This is a genomic window from Pollutimonas rozaliensis (assembly GCF_048751585.1).
Taxonomy (GTDB): Bacteria; Pseudomonadota; Gammaproteobacteria; order Burkholderiales; family Burkholderiaceae_B.
Window position 1 is genome coordinate 36,120 of the sequence record NZ_JAZHOB010000007.1, and the last position, 18,877, is coordinate 54,996.

21 protein-coding genes are annotated in these 18,877 nt (G+C 61.0%); 8 read left to right on the plus strand and 13 right to left on the minus strand.

What is annotated here, in order from left to right; all coding sequences use genetic code 11:
* Window positions 1-70: 70 nt before the first annotated feature.
* The 4 genes from V0R37_RS13780 (at window position 71) to V0R37_RS13795 (ending at window position 4,338) form a co-directional block, all read left to right on the plus strand.
* Window positions 71-790 carry a response regulator transcription factor gene (locus tag V0R37_RS13780; protein WP_420375325.1) on the plus strand — a complete coding sequence of 240 codons (720 nt, stop codon included), beginning with the start codon at window positions 71-73 and terminating at the stop codon, window positions 788-790.
* Window positions 787-2,193, plus strand: coding sequence for a sensor histidine kinase (locus tag V0R37_RS13785; protein ID WP_420375068.1), 1,407 nt, complete (start codon window positions 787-789; stop codon window positions 2,191-2,193). Before V0R37_RS13780 ends, V0R37_RS13785 begins: the two co-directional genes overlap by 4 nt.
* A 164-nt stretch (window positions 2,194-2,357) precedes the next feature.
* The gene (locus V0R37_RS13790; protein WP_420375069.1) at window positions 2,358-2,819 is read left to right on the plus strand and encodes a tripartite tricarboxylate transporter TctB family protein; all 462 of its coding nucleotides are present in this window, start codon (window positions 2,358-2,360) and stop codon (window positions 2,817-2,819) included.
* Between the two features lie 13 nt (window positions 2,820-2,832).
* Window positions 2,833-4,338, plus strand: a complete 1,506-nt coding sequence (locus tag V0R37_RS13795) for a tripartite tricarboxylate transporter permease (RefSeq protein ID WP_420375070.1) — start codon at window positions 2,833-2,835, stop codon at window positions 4,336-4,338.
* A 57-nt stretch (window positions 4,339-4,395) separates the two neighbouring features.
* On the opposite strand, the gene V0R37_RS13800 is transcribed toward V0R37_RS13795, so the two are convergent.
* From V0R37_RS13800 to V0R37_RS13830, 7 genes are all read right to left on the minus strand, one after another.
* Window positions 4,396-5,178 (minus strand): anti-sigma factor family protein, encoded by a 783-nt coding sequence (locus V0R37_RS13800; RefSeq protein WP_420375071.1) that lies wholly within the window; start codon window positions 5,176-5,178, stop codon window positions 4,396-4,398.
* On the minus strand, window positions 5,175-5,702 hold the full coding sequence (locus tag V0R37_RS13805) for a sigma-70 family RNA polymerase sigma factor (protein ID WP_420375072.1): 528 nt from the start codon (window positions 5,700-5,702) through the stop codon (window positions 5,175-5,177). Before V0R37_RS13805 ends, V0R37_RS13800 begins: the two co-directional genes overlap by 4 nt.
* A 37-nt stretch (window positions 5,703-5,739) precedes the next feature.
* A complete protein-coding gene (locus tag V0R37_RS13810) occupies window positions 5,740-5,883 on the minus strand; it encodes a hypothetical protein (RefSeq protein ID WP_420375073.1) in 144 nt (47 codons plus the stop codon).
* Window positions 5,884-5,919: 36 nt separating this feature from the next.
* Window positions 5,920-6,285 carry a COG4315 family predicted lipoprotein gene (locus V0R37_RS13815; RefSeq protein ID WP_420375074.1) on the minus strand — a complete coding sequence of 122 codons (366 nt, stop codon included), beginning with the start codon at window positions 6,283-6,285 and terminating at the stop codon, window positions 5,920-5,922.
* 215 nt (window positions 6,286-6,500) lie between these two features.
* Entirely contained in the window at window positions 6,501-6,920 is a 420-nt protein-coding gene (gene arfB / locus V0R37_RS13820; RefSeq protein WP_420375075.1) for an alternative ribosome rescue aminoacyl-tRNA hydrolase ArfB, read from the minus strand.
* A gap of 161 nt (window positions 6,921-7,081) precedes the next feature.
* Entirely contained in the window at window positions 7,082-8,050 is a 969-nt protein-coding gene (locus V0R37_RS13825; protein WP_420375076.1) for a Bug family tripartite tricarboxylate transporter substrate binding protein, read from the minus strand.
* 34 nt (window positions 8,051-8,084) lie between these two features.
* Window positions 8,085-8,960 (minus strand): fumarylacetoacetate hydrolase family protein, encoded by an 876-nt coding sequence (locus V0R37_RS13830; RefSeq protein WP_420375077.1) that lies wholly within the window; start codon window positions 8,958-8,960, stop codon window positions 8,085-8,087.
* A gap of 178 nt (window positions 8,961-9,138) precedes the next feature.
* Between V0R37_RS13830 and V0R37_RS13835 the strand changes: the two genes are divergently transcribed.
* Window positions 9,139-9,843, plus strand: a complete 705-nt coding sequence (locus V0R37_RS13835) for a FadR/GntR family transcriptional regulator (RefSeq protein WP_420375078.1) — start codon at window positions 9,139-9,141, stop codon at window positions 9,841-9,843.
* A gap of 82 nt (window positions 9,844-9,925) precedes the next feature.
* Here the strand turns inward: V0R37_RS13835 and V0R37_RS13840 are convergent, their stop codons facing one another.
* The gene (locus tag V0R37_RS13840) at window positions 9,926-10,273 is read right to left on the minus strand and encodes a carboxymuconolactone decarboxylase family protein (protein WP_420375079.1); all 348 of its coding nucleotides are present in this window, start codon (window positions 10,271-10,273) and stop codon (window positions 9,926-9,928) included.
* Between the two features lie 216 nt (window positions 10,274-10,489).
* Between V0R37_RS13840 and V0R37_RS13845 the strand changes: the two genes are divergently transcribed.
* Window positions 10,490-11,038, plus strand: coding sequence for an NADPH-dependent FMN reductase (locus tag V0R37_RS13845; protein ID WP_420375080.1), 549 nt, complete (start codon window positions 10,490-10,492; stop codon window positions 11,036-11,038).
* 60 nt (window positions 11,039-11,098) lie between these two features.
* Here the strand turns inward: V0R37_RS13845 and V0R37_RS13850 are convergent, their stop codons facing one another.
* A complete protein-coding gene (locus V0R37_RS13850; protein WP_420375081.1) occupies window positions 11,099-11,395 on the minus strand; it encodes an acylphosphatase in 297 nt (98 codons plus the stop codon).
* A gap of 78 nt (window positions 11,396-11,473) precedes the next feature.
* Here V0R37_RS13850 and chrA point away from each other — a divergent pair, with 78 nt between their 5' ends.
* A complete protein-coding gene (gene chrA, locus V0R37_RS13855) occupies window positions 11,474-12,703 on the plus strand; it encodes a chromate efflux transporter (RefSeq protein WP_420375082.1) in 1,230 nt (409 codons plus the stop codon).
* Window positions 12,704-12,707: 4 nt separating this feature from the next.
* Here chrA and V0R37_RS13860 read toward each other — a convergent pair whose 3' ends face one another.
* Window positions 12,708-14,504 carry a glycoside hydrolase family 15 protein gene (locus tag V0R37_RS13860; protein ID WP_420375083.1) on the minus strand — a complete coding sequence of 599 codons (1,797 nt, stop codon included), beginning with the start codon at window positions 14,502-14,504 and terminating at the stop codon, window positions 12,708-12,710.
* 212 nt (window positions 14,505-14,716) lie between these two features.
* Here V0R37_RS13860 and V0R37_RS13865 point away from each other — a divergent pair, with 212 nt between their 5' ends.
* A complete protein-coding gene (locus V0R37_RS13865; RefSeq protein ID WP_420375084.1) occupies window positions 14,717-15,142 on the plus strand; it encodes a universal stress protein in 426 nt (141 codons plus the stop codon).
* 2 nt (window positions 15,143-15,144) lie between these two features.
* On the opposite strand, the gene V0R37_RS13870 is transcribed toward V0R37_RS13865, so the two are convergent.
* From V0R37_RS13870 to gnd, 3 genes are read right to left on the minus strand one after another with little or no spacing between them, the layout of a single operon-like run.
* A complete protein-coding gene (locus V0R37_RS13870) occupies window positions 15,145-16,326 on the minus strand; it encodes a PQQ-dependent sugar dehydrogenase (protein WP_420375085.1) in 1,182 nt (393 codons plus the stop codon).
* A gap of 17 nt (window positions 16,327-16,343) precedes the next feature.
* Window positions 16,344-17,780, minus strand: a complete 1,437-nt coding sequence (zwf, locus tag V0R37_RS13875; protein WP_420375086.1) for a glucose-6-phosphate dehydrogenase — start codon at window positions 17,778-17,780, stop codon at window positions 16,344-16,346.
* Complete coding sequence (gnd, locus tag V0R37_RS13880) at window positions 17,777-18,802, minus strand: phosphogluconate dehydrogenase (NAD(+)-dependent, decarboxylating) (RefSeq protein ID WP_420375087.1); 1,026 nt, start codon at window positions 18,800-18,802, stop codon at window positions 17,777-17,779. The genes zwf and gnd overlap by 4 nt, the downstream gene beginning before the upstream one ends.
* Window positions 18,803-18,877 lie beyond the last annotated feature (75 nt).

Sequence of the window (18,877 nt, forward strand, 5' to 3'; positions counted from 1 at the left end):
AGGAAATGACCGGCAAAGCTCAAATTGGATATCATCGTTCCATTTGCAGAACGAAAGAGGCATTGATTTGATATGGAATTGCCTGATCATCGAGGATGATCGCGAGAATGCGCATTACATTGCCGATGGCTTCAGGGAGATGGGCCATTGGCCGGTCGTATGCTATGACGGCGCGGAAGGCTTGCAGCGCGCCACGACCGAACCCTGGGACATCATCGTGCTTGACCGCATGCTGCCCAACCAGGTCGACGGCCTATCCATCCTGACCACGCTGCGCGGCGTGGGCATCAAGACTCCGGTCATCGTGCTTAGCGCATTGACCGCATTGGATGAGCGCGTGCGGGGCCTGAAGCTGGGCAGCGACGATTATCTGACCAAGCCCTTTGCGCTGATCGAACTTCTGACGCGAGCCGAGGCCCTGATCCGCCGTTCCAAAAGCACCGAGACGGACCGCATCCTGCAGTATGCCGACCTTAGGCTGGACCTGACCGTCCCCAGGGCCACGCGTGCAGGCAAGCCGGTGACCCTGCAACCGCGTGAGTGCCGCTTGCTGGCCTATATGCTGATGCATCCCGATCAAATCCTGACGCGCGCAATGCTGTTGGGCGCGGTGTGGGGCTATCAGTTCAATCCGCAAACCAACGTCATCGACGCGACCATAAGCCGGCTGCGACAGAAGATAGATGGAGACTTCGCCTCTCTTCCGACATTGATTCATACGGTAAGAGGCGTGGGCTACATGCTGTCCAGCAAGCTGGAGCCCGCCGCTTCGGCACAAAACAAATCATGAGCCAGGGGCGCGCCGCCAAGGCATGGCGCAGGCTGTGGGGGTCGGTGGCCTTCCGGCTGACATTCAATTATGGCGTGCTTGCCGTCTGCACGACGATCTTCCTGCTGATCTTCGCGTACGGAAAAATCGTCGACGTCTTCCAGACGCAGTTCTCCCGCCAAGTCATCTTGACCTCGCAGCGCCTGGCCGTGCATTACCAGGAATACGGGCGGCCGTCCCTGCAGGCTGAAATCAGGCAATTGCTGTCCGACCAGACCGACATCGACACCGAGATGTACCTGCTGATCGACCAGCGGGGCAAGAAGCTGGCGGGCAACCTGGACTTGTTTCCGGCCTCTGACTACGTGCGCGACCCGCCCGCTCCCGTCCAGTTGAATGTACTGCGCAGCGGCAGCCCGGTGGCGGCCCTGTTGGGCATACATCCCTTGGCCGATGGCAGCACGCTGGTGGTGGGCCGCGATACGCATGACTTGAAGGAAATCAAGAAGCTCATCGGCAATGCCATCATCGCCGCCACCCTGGTGGGACTTTTGCTGGTACTGATCGGCACATTCATCTTCCGCCGCGAGCTGCGGCGGCGCGTTGAAGCCATACGGGATACCGCCTTTCATGTCGGAACGGGCGAACTGACGCGGCGAATTCCGGTGTCGTCCGATGAGGATGAGTTCGCCCAATTGCGGCACGACATCAACCATATGCTGGACCGCATCGAAACCTTGATGAAGGGGGTGCGCAATGTGTCCGATTCGATTGCGCACAACATCCGCACGCCACTAGCCCGTGTCCTGGCCAAGCTGCATCTGGCCAGGCACGATGTGCATGATCCGGCGGCCTTGTCAGTCGCCATCGATGCCGCCTCCGACGAGATCATGGATTTGATTTCCGTGGCCGAGAAGCTGCTGCTGATCGCCGAGGCGGAGTCGGGCGTGCGCCGCCAGGCTTTCCGTCCGGTGATGCTGGAGGGGCTTGCGCAGGACGTCATCGAACTGTACGAGCCGCTGGCCGACGAGAGCGGCACGCAGCTCGCGCAGCGCAAGATACCGGAGGCTGACACCGGAACCTGGGTTCTGGCCGATGCCGATCTGTTGGCCGGCGTGATTGCCAACCTGGTCGACAACGCGCTGAAGTACGCGGGCACCGGCGCCAGGATCACTATCGCGACGGCACAGCGCGGCGACAAGGCCATACTGACCGTGAGCGACGATGGGCCCGGCGTTGCCGCCTCGCACCTGGCTCTTCTTGGAACGCGGTTCTATCGCGTCCAGCCCGACATTCCCGGATCAGGGCTGGGCCTGGCCTCCGTCCAGGCCATCGTGTCCCTGCACGAAGGCGTCCTGCGCTTCCAGGACGCCGCGCCCGGGCTGCGCGTTGAAATAGAGTTGCCCCTGTACAAGACGCCCTGATTACGGAATCGCCCAAATCATTACCGTATGGTAATGATTTGGTAATGCGCCATAGCGCCCCAAGCGCGCCTCTCTCCCCTACTATCCCGGCTACGCTCATCGCCCTGCGTACAGGCCGGTGCGTGAGTGGAACATACCGATAACGAGAGAGAGATTTCATCGACATGAGAGTAAAGAACAAACAGGACTTCTGGTCCGGAATCATGTTCTTCGCGCTGGGAGTGGGGTTCGCCCTGGGCGCGACGAAGTATTCCATGGGCACGGCCGCGCGCATGGGGCCCGGCTATTTTCCATTCTGGCTGGGTGTGTGCATGGCGGCACTGGGTTCCGTCGTGGCGCTGAATTCCATGAAGCAGAAGGCCGAAGAGGTCGAGCTGGAGAAGTTCGATTGGGGCATCACGGTCATCCTGCTGGGCAGCGTATCGCTTAGCGGCGTGCTCCTGGATTACCTGGGGGTCTACATCTCCGTCTTCCTGCTCGTTTTCCTGAGCAGTTTCGCCAGCCACGTATTCAGCTGGAAAGTAGCTGCGCTCAACGGCCTGTTCCTGGTGATCTTCGTCTGGCTCGCCTTCGTGAAGGGCCTGGGCCTGATCTTCCCGCTTTGGCCAACTTTTCTAGGCAATTAAAGGAAACCCGAAAATGGAATTGTTTGAACACCTTGCATTGGGCTTCTCGGTTGCCTTGTCGGTCGAGAACGTCGCATATTGCCTGCTGGGCTGTCTTTTGGGGACGGCGATCGGCGTGCTGCCGGGCATCGGACCGGTGCCCACCATTGCCATGCTGCTGCCCATTACCTACGTGCTGCCTCCCGTGGCCGGCCTGATCATGCTGGCCGGCATCTACTACGGCGCCCAGTACGGCGGCTCGACCACCGCCATCCTGGTGGCTCTGCCCGGCGAAACCTCGGCGGTGGTGACCGTCCTGGACGGGCACCAGATGGCGCGCAACGGACGGGCCGGTGCAGCCCTGGCCATTGCCGCCATCGGTTCGTTCTTCGCCGGCTGCTTCGCCACGATTCTGCTGGCCGGTTTCGCGCCGCCCCTGGCCGAAGTCGCCTTCAAGTTCGGCCCCGCCGAGTACTTCTCGCTGATGGTGCTGGGCCTGATCGGCGCCGTGGTGCTGGCCTCGGGCTCACTGCCCAAGGCCATCTGCATGATCCTGCTGGGCCTGCTGCTGGGCATGGTCGGCACCGATGTGAACTCGGGCGTGGCGCGTTTCGATTTCGGCATTCCGGAATTGCAGGACGGCATCGACTTTGCCGTGGTCGCCATGGGCGTGTTCGGCTTCGCCGAAATCATGAGCAACCTGGAATTGAAGGACCAGCGAGTGGACCTTACCGACAAAGTCGGATCGCTGTATCCCAACAAGCAGGAGTTCAAGGAGTCCTGGCCCGCCTGCGTGCGCGGCACGGCCCTGGGCTCGGCCCTGGGCATCCTGCCGGGCGGCGGCGCGACGCTTTCGTCGTTCGCGTCCTACACACTGGAAAAGAAAATCTCCAAGAACCCCGAGCGCTTCGGCAAGGGCCATCCGGCCGGCCTGGCCGGCCCGGAATCGGCCAACAACGCCGCCGCGCAGACCTCGTTCATTCCGCTGCTCACCCTGGGCATTCCCGGCAACGCCGTGACGGCCCTGATGATCGGCGCAATGACCATCCACAATATCCAGCCCGGCCCGCAGGTCATGACCAGCCACCCGGACCTGTTCTGGGGCCTGATCGCCTCGATGTGGATCGGCAATCTGATGCTGATCATTCTGAACCTGCCGCTGGTCGGCCTGTGGGTCAAGCTGCTGAAGGTGCCCTACCGCATCCTGTTCCCGGCCATTCTGGTGTTCTGCACGATCGGCGTGTATTCGCTGAACTACAACGTGTTCGACATCTGGATGACGGCGGCCTTCGGCCTGGTGGGCTACTTGTGGTCCAAACTGAAGTGCGAAGGCGCCCCGCTGCTGCTGGGCCTGGTGCTGGGACCCATGATGGAAGAGAACTTCCGGCGCGCGCTGCTGCTGGCGCGCGGCGACTACACCACCTTCTTCACGCGGCCCCTATCGCTTAGCCTGTTGATCGTGGCCGCGGTGCTTGTCATCCTGGTGACGCTGCCGTCCATCAAGAAGAAGCGCGAGGAAACCTTCGTCGAAGAGGGCTAAGCCCTTCCCCGCTTCATGCAAACGCGGCGCCGGAATCTTCCCGCGCCGCGTTTGTTTTTACTGCCAGATTTCCGGCTTGCCGCCCAAGGCGCCGCACACATCGACGGCCATATTGCGTAGATCTTCCCGAGCCACCCGCCCTGAAAGCGCATAACCCATGCCTTGATCCACCCAGTAGTAGGTGCTTTGTCCACTCGGTTCGTGCAAAGCCCGCATGGCGCCCGGCCGGACGTTTGCGGCGGTGATATACAAGGTCAGGCGCTTGCCCGCTGCGTCCTCGTACATGAACTGCGCCGCGGGCCCGGCCGGACCGGGCAGCAGGCGGCCGCCCAGCAAGGAGTAGCCATACTCCCGCAAGGACGGCACATTCAACGTCCGGTCCAGACGCTTGGACAGCCAGGCCAGCAGATGTTTCTCGTCGGCCACCGGCACTTCGACGGCATGGCGCTGTTCCGGTGCATAAACGGCATAGGCAAGATCCGCGTTCGATGCAAAAGCAGGCTGCCCGGCGGATTCTGTCCGGAGCCCGGACGACATCAGTCCCAGCGCCAATCCGCAGGCCATCCAGGCAGCGGCCGTTCCCACCCGCCTGAACCAAGGCGAACGCTGCGGGACCAAAATCGGAAGAACCGCCTTCTCGCCGATGGGAAACAGGGCTTTCAATGCGGATTTTTGTGCGCGATAGGAAGCGATACGCGCGGCAGCCGACCGATCGCTTGCAACGCGATCGATCAGCGCGGCGCACTCTTGCATTGGAAGCTCATTGTCGATCAAGGCGGACAAGGCCTGTCGATACGGTTCGTCCGCAAGCGGCGCACCGAAAGCCGGATCGTCGTTCATTGCGGACTCCTTACCACTTTAAGCACGGGCGGCTTCTGCTCCCCGGCATCATCGCCGGACAGAAGGCTGTGCATGCGCTCCCGAGCGCGAGACAAGCGGGACATGACGGTGCCCCGGGGTATATCCAGGACCGATGCGGCTTCCTGGTAGCTGAGCTCTTCCAAGCCCACCAGCAGCAGCACTTCGCGCTGATCGATGGGCAGGAGATAAAGCGCGCGCTGGACATCCCGCAGGAACAGGCCGTCGACCTGCTCTTGGTACGCCTCGCCCGCCAGCCCGGGAAACTCGTTGCCATCGCCGCCGGTTTCGCGCTGCTTGCGCAACTGGTCGATGTACAGATTCCGCAGCATGGTCAGCAGCCAGGCCTTCAAGTTACTGCCCGCCCGCCATTTGAGCCGCTTGTTCAAAGCGCGTTCGGCCGTGTCCTGCACGAGATCGTCCGCCCAGGCGGCATTGCCCGTCAGTGCGCGGGCATACCGGCGCAAAACGGGCAGCAAGGCCACCACCTCGGATTCGAAGCTCATTGAAACATTGGTATCAGACCTGTAATGAAAGCATGTTTCAGTACCCTCCTCCGCCATTGCCTGTGTCGGTGGTATTGCTTGTGCCCGAACTGTTTTGATAGGCGCCATCGCCCGCCGTGCATGCCGACAAGCCTAGCGCCATGGCCAGGAATAGGAACAGGATGATTTTGGATAGCTTCATGACAGCCTCCTTCGGGCTGCTTGCATGCGCGGCGGATCAGGGTTTGGCGATATGCCATATCCCCTTGATTCCGTCGCCTTGCGCATCGCCCGGCTTTTTGTCCTTGACGAACCGGTACAAGGGTTGCCCTTTGTACGCCCATTGCCGCTTGCCGTCGTGTGTCTGGACAAAGCTCCAGTCGCCTCCGGCCTTGTCGGCGGCTTCCGCAAGCGCGGGTGGCCAGTTCTGTGCGCACGACGCGTCGCAGGCGCTTTTGCCCGGTGTATCCTTGTCGAAGGTATAAAGCGTGGCGCCGCTTCCATCCACCCATTGCCCATTGTTCTGCTTGGGCATTTCGGCTAATGCCGGGCCGGCCAGCACCGCGCAGGCAAGCAACAGAAATAAGGATTTTGATTTTTGCATGGTCTCTCCCGGTAAGGGCGTGCCGCGCGGCCGCGCTGGCAGAATGCATGCGCGCTCCGGCGGACGGCCCATAGTGCTCCGCCCTGTCAATTTAAACAATTAACCGGACAGACACTAGCTAAACGCACAGGGCCCGCGGTTTATTCCAGGCCGCCCCTTTATTTTGCATCCGCTTGCACTTTATGGCGCGCGGACGGCCGTGCGCGTCGGCGACCCTAGTGGAAATCGCTGACCTTGGCGCGAAGCTTCTTGACTTCTCCGTGCAAGGTCTTGCGCTGTACCCGCCGGCGCTGAGAGGCCCGCGTGGGCCGCGTTGCCTTGCGCGGCACCGGCTTGTCCAGGGCCTGGCGCAACAGCTCGATCAACCTTTCCAGCGCGTCGGCGCGGTTCTTGTCCTGGCTGCGAAAGGCCTGAGCCTTGATTACGACGACACCGTCTTTCGATATGCGCCTGTCATTCAGTTCGCGCAAGGCGGTCTTGACCTCTTCGGGAAGGCTGGATGCCTGGATGTCGAAACGCAGGTGAACGGCGCTGGACACCTTGTTGACGTTCTGGCCGCCCGCTCCCTGGGCCCGGATCATGGTGAACTCGACCTCGCGCTCGTCGAGGAAAATCTGGCCGCTTATAGGCTGCATATCGTCGCTTCTGTATACGTATGATGGTTATGGCACCGCAAGCCCCCGCGTCGGGTAGCAGCGGTGTCAACAGCCATTATCGCAGCGATCTTGCACACCAGGCATACAGGATGTCCGGATGGGCGCGGTGAATCTCCCCGAAACCCGCGCCACCCGCAACGTCAGTCCACCTTGCCGATATTTCTTACCGCCTTGACCAGCGCGGCGTCGTCGGTGTCCCAGTACTTCTGGAATTCGGGTGCGTCCATGTATTCGATGGGGCTGCCCGCCGCCAGGACCTTGGCCTGAATGTCCGGGTCGTTGGCGACGCTTTTGGCGCTGGCGCGCAAGGTCTTTATGACCTCGGCCGGCACATCCGCCGGCACGAATATCCCCGACCACTGCACGAACTTGGCATCGTAGCCCAGCGACTCAAGACTGGGCACATCGGGCAGCGTTGCCAGCGGCTTGTCGCCCCAATGCGCCAGGGCGCGCACCTTCCCCGCCTTGATATGCTGCACAATGCTGGACGGGCCGGTGGAAATGGCCTGCACCTGTCCACCCAGGAGCGCCGCCACGGCCGGCCCCGCGCCCGTGTACGGGACATGGGTCAGCTTGATGCCGGCGGCGCTTTCCAGCATAGCCATCGGAACGTGCATGGAGCCGTAGATGCCCGAACTGCCGTAGTTGATCTTGCCTGGCTGCTTTTTGGCCGCTTCCACGAATTCCTTGGCCGTCTTCCAGGGAGAATCGGCGCGCACCACCAGGACGGTCGGATCGGCCGTAATGCGGGCGATGGGCTTGAACTGGCTGGTTTCATAGGCCGCCTTGCGGCCCAGGATCTTGTCGGCCTCGGGCAGGATGGATATGGACGAAAGCATAAGCATGATGGTGTAGCCGTCGGGTTTGGCGCGCGCCGCCTCGCCTGCTCCGATCGCTCCGCCCGCCCCGACCTTGTTCTCGATGACCACCGGCTGCCCCAGATTGCGCGACATGGCGTCGGCTATCGGTCTGGCTACCGTATCGGTGACGCCTCCCGGTGGGAAGGGTACGATCATCTTGATGGCATGGTCGGGGTACTTAGCCATAACGCTGCTGGATAAAAGCAGCGCGGCGACGGCGCCCAGTGTCTTCAATGTTGTTTTATGCATTTGTTGTCTCCTCGGTATCGATTTGGTCGATGGCTTAGATGAATCTGTTTTCAAGCACTCCCAGCCCGTCTATTTCTATACGCACCACATCGTGGGCTTTCAGGTATTGCGGCGGGGTCAGGCCCATTCCGACGCCGGCGGGCGTGCCGGTGGCGATGATATCGCCCGGCAGCAAGGTGATGCCGCGCGAGCAGGTTTCGATAAGAGCGGGTATGTCGAAAATGAAATCCCGCGTGTGGCCATCCTGGCGCGGCTCGCCATTGACCCAGCAGCGCACCCGGGTATTGGTGCCATCCAGTTCGTCGGCGGTCACCACCCAGGGGCCCATGGGGCAAAACGTGTCGAAAGACTTGCCAAGGTCCCACTGCTGATGGCGCATCTGGACATCGCGCGCCGTGACATCGTTGACGATGGTGTAGCCGAATACATGTTTCAGGGCGTCATCGCGGCTTATGTTCTTCCCGCCCGTGCCGATCACGACCGCCAGTTCGGCTTCGTAGTCGATCTGATTGGACACGGCGCCGGGCAAGACGACATTGTCCTTGGGCCCCACCACGCATTCCGGAAACTTGGTGAACACGATGGGCCATGCCGCCGGGTCGGCGTTGTTGGCTTTGAAGACCGAACCGGATAGCTCTTTGGCGTGCGCATGGTAGTTGCGCCCGACACAGAAAATATTGCGTCGAGGCACTGGAATGGGAGCCGCAAGCACGACGGAATCCATCGATAGGCTGGGGCCCGACAGTTTGGAAAGGTCTTCTCCCTTGCCGGCCAGATCGATCAGGGCGAGCACCCCTTTGCGCGCCTGTTCGATGGGGATATCCAGCCGGGTGATGCTTGATCCGTCGGCCGATACCGCGCCCACGAGGCGCTCCGTGCTTTCCCCTTGCGTAAATGTTGCGAATCGCATTCTGCTCCTGTTTTACCAATTGGTTCCAGTTTTGGTTTTCAAGCCTAATAGGCCTGGTCAAATGCATTCTAGAGCTGAAATTGGACCCGCACAATAGGAAGCGTTCTTGTCATTGTTGACCAATTGGTATCGTTAAAATATCATCGCAATGCTATGCATAAGGAATTGGAATTGGGTCATGGATGATTTGCTTGCGAAGCTGGGTACCCGCGCCGCCGGTGCGAAGGCGCTTGCCCGCCATCTGCTGGAGGAAATGGCGGCGGGCCGCCTGCGCGAAGGGGTAAAACTGCCGCCCGAACGTGAGCTCAGCCAGCGATTCGACACTTCGCGCGGCGCGGTGCGCCGGGTGCTGGGGGAACTGCGCCAGCAAGGCCTGATTACGCAAGCGGTGGGCAGCGGCACTTTCGCGTCCGCCGCCGCGCACAGCCTTCAAGCGCCCAGCGCGGTCCAAAGTCCGGCGCTGGACACCAGCCCCGCCGAACTCATGGAGGCGCGCCTGCTTATCGAGCCCCTGATGCCCGCCCTGATTGCCTTGAATGCAAGTGCGGCGGACTTTGCCCTCATGCAGGAATGCCTGGAAAAATCCGAAGCGGCTCAGACCATAGAAGAATTCGAGCACTGGGACGAGACGCTGCACAGGTCGTTTGCCCAGGCTACACACAACTCTTTCTTCCTGCATATTCTGGATCTGACGAACCGCGTGCGGGAACAAGGCGAATGGGGCCGGTTAAAACGCAACTCGCTGACCGCCGAGCGCCGACGCCAATACGAAATGCAGCACCGCGGCATCGTGGAAGCGCTCAAGGACCGCGATGCGGCCCAGGCCCGCGCATTATTGCTGGGGCACCTGGAACAGATCCAGCGGAACCTTTTCCAGGCCTGATTGCCGACGGCCTTTTGGCGTAAGGCGGGCTGTGCGCGGCCAGCCCAGCCCAATTGCCGTCGCTTTCCTTTTGGCCGCCGGTTTAGCCCGGCGCGTGGCTCTTGGCGTGATTGATGGTGTCCAGCGCCAGCGTTGAATGGGCGTAGGCGCCGCCGGCCCGCATTTCGGCCGCGACCCAGATAGCTTCCATGATCTCCTGTTCACTGGCTCCCTGCTTGACGGCAAGCTCGGTATGGCCCTTGATGCAATAGGGGCACTGAGTGACATGGGCCACCGCCACGGCGATAAGCTGCTTGGTCTTTTTGGGCAAGGCGCCTTCGGCGAATACGGCGGAGCTGAAGGCCTTGAACGCCGCCTGTATATCGGGCGCCAGATCGGCCCTTTGCTTGGCAAGCTCTTTGGACATGACCGGGTACATCGACTGATCCATGCTGTTTCTCCTGAAGTGAAAACAATGCCGCGCGAACCCTTTGCCACATCATAGTCCTTCAGCATCCGGATCAGTGTAAAGCCCCCGCCGCCGACTCGCCTGTGCGGTTGCCTGAACCGCTAAGCCATTTCGGAAAAGGGTTGTGAATAGAGTCGGCTTGAATCACACTATCCGGGCGCAGTTCCCATTTTTTATATATCCATACAGGAGATCGCCATGAGTCAATATCAGATCGCCGTAGTCGTAGGCAGCCTTAGAAGAGATTCTTTCAATCGCAAGCTGGCCCAGGCGCTTACCCGCCTTGGACCGCCTGAATTCTCCTTCAAGCCCCTGGAGATCGGCGATCTGCCCCTGTACAACCAGGATGACGACGGGGATCAGGCCGATTCCGTCAAGCGCCTTAAAAGCGAAATAACGGCATCGCAGGGGCTGCTGTTCGTTACACCGGAATACAACCGTTCCATTCCCGGCGTGCTGAAAAATGCCATCGATAACGCTTCGCGCCCCTATGGCCAGAGCGCCTGGGCCGGCAAGCCCGCCGGTGTTATCGGCGTCTCGGTTGGCGCTATCGGCTCGGCGCTGGCGCAACAGCACCTGCGTAATATTCTGGCCTATCTCGATGCCCCCACCATGGGCCAGCCCGAGGCCTTCATTCAGGCGAACGACAAGCTGTTCGATGAGGCCGGCAACATAGGCCCCGCCAGCAAGGACTTCCTGCAGGGCTGGATGGATCGCTATGTGGCGTGGGTGAAAAAGCACGCCTGATGCGGGAGGGCGCGCCGCCGCCAACCGGAGCCGGATATCGGCGGCGCGTCCCGGGGTAGCCTAGATTTGCTCAAAGCGCTCGAAATAGCGCTCGGTGAACGTTTCGCGATGGTTGACTTCACCGACTCGAGCGCCGGGTGGTCCGACATGCAGCCATGAAAGCATGCGATCGACCCGGTCATGCGGGCCCTGCAGCAAAGCCTCCACCGAGCCGTCCTCCAGGTTGCGCACCCATCCCCTGACACCCAGCAGATGGGCCTGGCGGACCGTCGCGGCCCGAAAGCCGACTCCTTGCACCCGCCCTGTAATATTGACGCTGATGGTTTCAGCTTGGCTGTCGTTGTATAGCTTTTTCATAATGCTCAGTGTATCGAATGGGCAACTCACGGCAACTCTGATTATTATGTCACGATCTTTCCGACGCTTCCCTTATCCATGACCGCCAACTCAGACCCCGCAACAGCACACCGATCCGCCAAAGAAGCATGGAAGGTCTTCCTGGCTTTCCTGCGATTGGGACTTACTTCGTTTGGGGGCCCCGTCGCGCATCTGGGCTACTTCCGGGACGAATTCGTTACACGCCGCCAATGGCTGGATGATCGCAATTACGCCGACCTGGTGGCTTTATGCCAGTTCCTGCCCGGCCCGGCCAGCAGCCAGACCGGCATGGCCATAGGGCTGGCCCGGGCGGGTTATGCCGGCGCTTTCGCGGCATGGCTGGGCTTCACCCTGCCTTCCGCGGCGGCCATGATTCTGTTCGCGCTGGGCATGGCCAGTTGGGGCGACTTCGTTTCACCCGGCTTCCTGCATGGCTTGAAGATCGCCGCCGTGGCCGTGGTGGCGCAAGCGGTGTGGGGCATGGGCAGCAGGCTGTGCACCGACAATTTGCGCATAGGACTGGCCATCGGCGCGGCCTGCCTGACCCTGTTGTGGCCGGGTCCAGCCGGGCAGATGGCAGCCATGGCGGTGGCTGCATCATTGGGAATGCTTTGGTTCAAGCCGGCGGACATCCAGGCGCGCAGCCCGGGACATCTGAGTTTTCCCATCAGCCGAACCGCCGGCCTGGCATGGCTGTTGCTGTTCGCCGCCCTATTGATAGGCCTGCCCATCGCCGCGCAGGCCACCGGCAGCATCATGCTGGCCATATTCGACGCGTTCTACCGCGCGGGGTCGCTGGTGTTCGGCGGAGGCCATGTACTGCTGCCCCTGTTGCAAGCCGAGGTCGTGCCCAAGGGCTGGGTATCCGATGCCACTTTTCTTGCCGGCTATGGCGCCGTTCAGGCCGTGCCGGGCCCCCTCTTCACCTTTGCCGGGTTCCTGGGCGCCTCCATCGATACCGGCATCAACGGTGTGGTTAGCGGGATATGGGGCATAACCGCTATTTTCGTTCCTTCCTTCCTGCTGGTATGCGGCGCCTTGCCGTTCTGGAATCAATTCCGGCGGAACCGCCGCATGCGCGCGGCGATGGATGGCGTCAATGCCGGTGTCGTGGGATTGCTTCTGGCGGCCCTGTACCAACCGGTGTGGGCCAGCGCCATCATGAGGCCGGCCGATTTCAGCCTGGGGCTGCTGGCTTTCGGCGCCCTGATGTATTTCCGGGTCCCCCCCTGGCTGGTGGTCGCGGCCAGCGGCCTGGCCGGCTCGCTGCTGGCCACCCTGCCTTAAACCATCAGGCGTGCACCCGTTCTTGCGCCGGGGCTTGCACCCGGTGCAGGTTCAGGGCCGTGTTGATGATGCCGACATGGCTGAAGGCCTGCGGAAAGTTTCCCAGCATGCGTCGCTCATGAGGGTCGTACTGCTCGGCCAGCAGCCCCACGTCGTTGCACAGGCCCGCCAGGCGTTCGAATAGCTCATGGGCGTCATCGTCCCGCCCCTGCAATACATAGACATCGGCCAGCCAAAAGGAACAGACCAGGAAGGTCCCTTCACCCGGCGGCAGGCCGTCAACGCCGTATTCGGTTTCGTAGCGCAGCAGCAGGCCGTCGCGCATCAGGCGCTTTTCGATGGCGGCGACAGTGCCCAACACGCGGGGGTCGTCCGCCGGAAGAAAGCCGGTCAGTGCAATGTGAAGCAGGCTGGCATCCAGGCATTTCGAGCCGTAGTATTGAACGAAGCTGCCCAATTCCGGATCATAGGCCTTGCGGCAGACTTCCTCGCGTATTTCGTCGGCCACCCGCCGGCAGTTTCGCGAGAAATCGCCCCCGTTTTCCAGCGTTCCGGCGACCGTGGCTATTCGATCGAAGGCCACCCAAGCCATTACCTTGGAATGCGTGAAATGCTGCTGCTGGCCGCGGATTTCCCAGATCCCTTCGTCGGGCTCGCGCCAGGCCTTTTCAAGAAACGGCACGATGACTTCGGCAATGGCTTCGATGCGCGGATGGCGCGGCAAATGACCCTTGATCGCCTGTGCCATGGCGTCGGCCACTTCGCCGTAGACGTCCAGCTGCGTTTGTGTGGCGGCCGCATTGCCTATGCGCACCGGCTGCGATTGCTCGTAGCCGCAAAGCCAGGGCAATTCGTATTCGGTCAGGCTGCGCTCCCCGCCCAGGCCGTACATGATCTGCATTTGATTGGGATTGCCGGCAACCGAACGGGTCAGCCAATCGCGCCACGCGCGGGCCTCGTCGAAATAGCCCAGGCTCATGAAAGCCAGCAAGGTCATGGTGGCATCGCGCAGCCAGCAATAACGATAGTCCCAGTTGCGCTTGCCGCCCAGCTTTTCGGGCAGCGAAGTGGTGGGCGCCGCCACGATGCCTCCGGTCGGAAGATAGGTAAGCGCTTTCAGTGTGATCAGCGAACGCTTGACCAGATCGGTCCAGGGCCCGACATCGGGGCAGCGGCTGGAAAATTCATGCCAGAAGTATTCGGTCTTCGCCAGAGACGCTTCGGCATCGAAACCTTCGGCGACCGGCTCGTGCGAATGCTGGTGCGAAAGCGTGAACACCTTGCGCTCGCCTTCGGACACGCTGAATCGCGCCGTGGAATGCTGAGCGCGCGCCTTGATGGGCGTCGGCGTACGAAGCACAAGCATTTCTGGCCCCGCCACAGCCGTCAGTGTCAGCGGATCGTGCCGTTCGACCCAAGGTATGGTCCGGCCGTAGTCGAAGCGGATGACCAGATCCATGTCGAAGGACACCCTTCCTTTTACGCCCACGACGATACGCGCAATGCTGGAGTGCCTTAAGGTGGAGGGCATGAAGTCGATGAGGGTCGCGATGCCATCATCGGTATGAAAGGTGGTTTCCAGGATGAGCGTGCCATCGTGATAGCGGCGCTTGACGCTGCGCACCGCCTCGATAGGGGAAATTTTCCATCGGCCATTTTCCGGCGTGCCCAGCAAGGCGGCAAAGCATGCCGGCGCATCGAAGCGGGGAAAGCAGAGCCAGTCGATGGAGCCTTCTTTGGATACCAACGCCGCCGCGCGGCAATTGCCGAGTAAAGCGTAGTCTTCGATTCGGGCTGCCATAGTCCTCCGTACCAAATAGGCCTCTACCTTGCGGTCGAGGTTGTTTAGTTGCTGATGAAGTCATGCGCCTGCACGGTTCTTGATTTAAATCATGACGCGTTCCAGCCGGTCTTTTACTATAAGCAATATAAGGCAGCCGCACTCGTTGTGCTACCCATGCGTAAAGTGTTATATAAATTTAACCCACACAATAACTTCCTAAAGAGGCTCTCATGAAAACCATACTCGTCCCAGTAGACGGTTCCGATTCGGCGGTTCGTGCGGTCAAGGCGGCCATCAAGGAGGCCAGCGAATCGGGGCAGGCAAACATCCATCTGATTACCGTCCACCCGCCCATTGTGTCAGGCAATGTCAAGCGCTTCTTTTCCGCGGAAGCCATCAACGATTTCTATCAAGACGAAGGCCGCAATGCGCTGATGTCGGCCAAAGCGGTGCTGGATGAGGCGGGCGTGGCCTACCAGGAAAAGATAGAAGTCGGCCCGGTTGCGCAGACCATTGCCGAGTACGCCAAGAAGAACCAATGCAGCCAGATCATCATGGGCACGCGCGGCCTGGGCAGTGTTAGCGGCCTTGTGCTGGGCTCCATCACCATCAAAGTACTCAGTCTGGTCGACGTTCCGGTCACCTTGATCAAGTAAATCTATTTTTTCAAGCCTATTTTCAAAAGCTTGCCATTCGATTCATCCGTAAGCGCATACAGGAATCCATCGGGGCCGACGCGTACGTCGCGTATGCGTTCGCCCCTGGATTCCAGCAAACGCTCTTCATGCACGATCTTGTCGCCTTCGAGCTGCAAGCGTATAAGGGCCCGCTCCTTCAGTGCACCGATAAATACGGAATGCCGCCAGGCCGAAAACCGATCGGCATCATAGAAAGCCATGCCCGATATGGCCGGAGAGACCTTCCAGTAGTAAACCGGGGGCTCCGTGCCGGGAGCCGAGCTTCCCTTGGCTTCCGGTATGCCGAACCCCGAATAATTGATTCCATGGGTGGCGATGGGCCAGCCATAGTTGCGTCCCGCCTGGGGAATATTGATTTCATCCCCGCCTCGAGGGCCATGCTCATGCGTCCATAGCCGGCCGGACCACGGGTTCAGCGCGGCGCCTTGCTGGTTGCGATGGCCGTAGGACCAGATTTCGGGGCGCGCATGCTTATTGCCAATAAAAGGATTGTCCCGCGGCACGCTTCCATCAGGGTTGATGCGAACGATTTTTCCTTGCAGTTTATCCAGATCCTGCGCGGTCGGCCGCCGGTTGTTTTCGCCCAGCGCAATGAATAAATGCCCTTGCTTGTCGAATACCAGGCGGGAACCGAAATGCTCGCCGGTGGAAAGCTTGGGGACTTGCCTGAATATCACGGTGAAGCCGGTCAATTCCCTTGCGTCGGGGGAAAGCACGCCATAGCCCACCGCCGTACCCGCCTGGCGGTCTTCTCCCTTTTCCGCATACGACAGGTAAACGCGGCGACTTTCCGAAAAATTGGGGGCCAGGACGACATCGAGCAGCCCACCCTGAGAGCGGCTGTAGACGGCGGGAACGCCTTTTATTGGATCGGACAGGCCTGATTCGCGCCGCCACAGGCGCAGCTTGCCCGGCCTTTCGGTAATCAGGATGCCCTCGGCATCCGGCAGGAACGCCATGGACCAGGGGTGATCCAGACCGGCTAGCAATTCATCGACGATGACGGCCTCCTTCCCGCCTGCGGGCTTCTGCGCGGCGGCAGCCTGTGCCGCAACGGGCGGGGCCGACACGATGAAGAGACTGGCGGCAATGCCGATTCGGCATGCGATGCGATAAAGGCGACGGCAACTCAGTGGATTCATGTCAGTGCTCAGGGCTGCTAAATCGGGGCTGTCGGGAGGGTATCGCCGCAAGCGCTTTCGGGTTCGGGATTGTGCCAGCCTCCGTGATCGGCGATCAGCTCCCGGGCCTTCCTGGGTCCCCAACCACCCGCGGCGTATGTCAAGGCCTTGGAATGACGGATCAATACAGGCTCGAGCACGGCCCAGGCGGCTTCTATCGCCTCTTCGCTGGTAAACAAGGCCCTGTCGCCCGCCAGCGCGTCGGCAAGCAGTCGTTCATAGGGCGATTCTTCCAGCGGATCGTCATCCAGCAGATAAAGCTCACGCTGATCACCGATGAACTCCTTCCCCGATCGCTTCACGCGGGCGGCCAGGGCGACAGCCGAACGCGGCGACAGGCGAAAGCGCAGGTAATTGGCCCTGCCCCTGGCGGGATGCGAATCGGCAAACAGCTTTTGCGGCGGCGCCTTCATTTGCACCAGGACTTCGGCCGCGTCCTGGGCCAGGCATTTTCCCGAACGCAAGAACCATGGCACGCCAGCCCAGCGCCAGGAATCGATGAACAGGCGCAGCGCGCAGTAGGTTTCAACATCGGAGCGCGGGTCCACATGCGCCTCCTGTCTGTAGCCTTTGTATTGGCCACGCACAAGATCTTCGGACTGCAAGGGGCGCATGGCCTGGAACACCTTGGCTTTCTCGGAGTGCACGGCGTCGTAGCCCGGGTAGGCGGGCGGCTCCATGGCCAGCAGGGCCACGACCTGAAACAAATGATTCTGGATGACATCGCGCAGGCATCCCGCGCTTTCGTAAAAACCGCCGCGATTGCCCACACCGAAGGTTTCCGACAAGGTGATCTGGATGCTGTCGATATGATCCCGATTCCAGATAGGCTCCAGGAAGGAATTGGCAAAACGGAAATACAGAATATTCATGATCGCCTCCTTGCCCAGGAAGTGATCGATGCGGAAGATGGACTCTTCCGGGAAGACTGAGCAGGCCAGGCGGTTGAGTTCACGGGCCGAGGCCAGGTCGCGCCCGAAAGGCTTCTCGACAATGACGCGCGCTCCCTGCGCCAGGCCGCAGGCATCCAGGCTTTTGATGACCGTGGCGAAAAGCGATGGCGGGATGGCAAGATAGTGGGCGGGCCGGCGCGCGCCGGCCAGCGCCTGCTTCAGCCGCGTAAAGGTATCGGGCAGGGTGTAGTCCCCGCTGACATAGTGGACTTGGGAAATCAATTGCTCGAACGCCGGCCTATCGTCGATCTTGCCCGATTGGCGGATACTGCCGGCTATCCGCTTGCGCAATTGCGCCCGTGTCATGGCCGACGACGCCACACCTATTACGGGCACCTTCAACCTACCCCGCTTGGCCATGGCGTAGAGCGCGGGAAATATCTTCTTGTGCGCCAGATCGCCCGTCATGCCGAACAGCACCAGCGCATCGGATATGTTTTTCTTGTTTTCGGCCGCCGTCACACCACGGATCCCCCTCTGGGCTTTTCGGTATGTCCGCCGAACTGCTTGCGCATGGCCGACAGAACGCGGTTCGCATACACCGCGTTGCCGCGCGACTCAAAGCGCGAAAACAGCGCCGCGCTAAGCACTGGAGTGGGAACGCCCTGATCGATGGCCGCCGCCAGCGCCCAGCGCCCTTCCCCCGAGTCGGAAACATGGCCGGCATAGCCGTCCAGTTCGGGGTCGCCCTGCAGGGCTTGCGCAGTCAGGTCCAGCAGCCAGGAACCGATCACACTGCCGCGCCGCCACAGCTCGGTGATTTCGGGGATATCCAGGTCGTAGCGATAATGTTCGGGATGGCGCAGAGGCGTGGTTTCCGCATTGGCTTCACGCTCGTGCTTGCCGATATTGGCCTTATGAAGAATATTGAGGCCTTCCGCATAAGCCGCCATCATCCCGTATTCGATGCCGTTGTGAATCATTTTGACGAAATGCCCCGCCCCATGCGGGCCGCAATGCAGGTAGCCGCTATCGGCGCTGCTGGCCGCGGAGCGGCCGGGTGTGCGTGGCACCATGTCCTGGCCTGGCGCAAGCGCCGCGAACACGGGCTCCATATGCCTGAAAGTGTCCGCTTCGCCGCCGACCATCAGGCAATAGCCCCGATCCAGCCCCGCGACACCGCCGCTGGTACCCACATCCATGTAGCGGATTCCGGCCAAGGCCAGATCGGCGGCTCGGCGGATATCGTCGTGATAAGACGAGTTGCCGCCGTCGATGACGATGTCGTCTTTGTCGAGCAAAGGCTGCAGAGTATCCAATACACCGTCCACGACGGCGGCCGGCACCATCAACCATATGGCGCGCGGCCGGGCCAGCGACGCGACCAGCTCAGGCAGATCCATGCATGCCTTGGCCCCCTGCCCGCCAGCCCGCTCGCGCGCCTCCGAGTGACTGTCGTACACCGCGCATTCATGGCCTTTTTGCAGCAAGCGCTGCACCATATTGCTGCCCATTCGGCCCAAACCCACCATCCCGATCTGCATTCCGTCTCTCCCCGAAAAAAACCCCAAACGCTACCATAAAAAACGAAAAGGACTAGACTATTTGGATCGTGCCTG